General features: G+C 39.1%; 2 protein-coding genes. One reads left to right on the top strand and one right to left on the bottom strand.

Going from position 1 to position 724, the window contains the following annotated elements:
* Positions 1–224 (top strand): transposase (locus tag L1068_RS21830; protein WP_237131962.1); only part of this gene is annotated, 224 nt, incomplete at its 5' end.
* A 28-nt stretch (positions 225–252) separates the two neighbouring features.
* Here the strand turns inward: L1068_RS21830 and L1068_RS21825 are convergent.
* A complete protein-coding gene (locus tag L1068_RS21825; RefSeq protein ID WP_237131961.1) occupies positions 253–696 on the bottom strand; it encodes a hypothetical protein in 444 nt (147 codons plus the stop codon).
* Positions 697–724: the final 28 nt, after the last annotated feature.

Genomic DNA, 724 nt, shown 5'->3' with positions numbered 1-724 from the left:
GCATACGAAAAATACAAGGTGGGCGTCATCAAGTAAGGACTGTTTTATACATGGCCATGATGTCAGCAATACAATCTAATCCTGTGTTTAAGGAGCAATATCAAAAACTAGTGGCTGCTGGCAAACCGAAAAAAGTAGCTTTAATCGCATGCGTTAGAAAGATGATTGTCATCTTAAATTCGATGCTCAGAGACGGGGTAATGTGGGAAGCGCCAAAAGCTTAAATTTAGCTATTGACGCCATAGTCTCTTGTTATGTGCCTGATTTACCAAGTCTATATTGCTCTATACTACCAGCAATAAAACAAATACCAACATAAAACCAAACGGTGCTTGCTACAATTTGCCAAATATCTAAACCTGAAGACGTTACAAATGTTGGAATAGCAATTAAACCACGTAAAGTACAAAGTATTGCAATGGTAATTAAAGCCGATTTGAGTAGAGGGACTTTGCGAATTAAACCAACCGCTGAAAAAGCAAAGACAGTACAAGCAAACATTAAACTTGCAACGATTATGGTGCCAATTGGAGCAAGTAAAGTACCTTGAACCGCAGAGTCTATGATTTGTTGAGGTGCACGAGCAAACGCAAACCAACTAGGGCCGCCAAAAATACAAAGAAGGTGCCAAATAGCAGAAGCTGAAGCAATGACTCCAGCACTAATTAACAACTTTGATTTAACACTATAACTCAATGCGAACTCCATTATAGCACTGGCACAT

The sequence above is a fragment of the Pseudoalteromonas sp. MMG024 genome, from assembly GCF_021654175.1.
Taxonomy (GTDB): domain Bacteria; phylum Pseudomonadota; class Gammaproteobacteria; order Enterobacterales; family Alteromonadaceae; genus Pseudoalteromonas.
The sequence above is the reverse complement of the archived record's forward strand: the minus strand, read 5'-3'. Positions and strand labels throughout refer to the sequence as shown.